Origin of the sequence: Vibrio sp. SG41-7, from assembly GCF_014164465.1 — a bacterium.
Taxonomy (GTDB): Bacteria; Pseudomonadota; Gammaproteobacteria; order Enterobacterales; family Vibrionaceae; genus Vibrio; species Vibrio splendidus.
In genome coordinates this window covers 1-217 of record NZ_JACJFF010000477.1, presented here as the reverse complement: position 1 = coordinate 217, position 217 = coordinate 1, and the positions used below count along the sequence as shown (strand labels likewise).

1 rRNA gene is annotated in these 217 nt (G+C 48.4%); it reads left to right on the top strand.

The window, feature by feature from the left end:
* Window positions 1-217, top strand: a 23S ribosomal RNA gene (locus tag H5300_RS27650); the annotation flags it as partial.

The window sequence follows — 217 nt, the reverse complement described above, 5'->3', positions numbered from 1 at the left end:
AAACGGGTTAATATTCCCGTACTTCTTACAATTGCGATGGGGGGACGGAGAAGGCTAGGTGGGCCTGGCGACGGTTGTCCAGGTTCAAGTACGTAGGCGGAAAGTTTAGGTAAATCCGGACTTTCATTAACGCTGAGATACGATGTCGAGCTACTACGGTAGTGAAGTCATTGATGCCATGCTTCCAGGAAAAGCCTCTAAGCTTCAGATTGTAAGG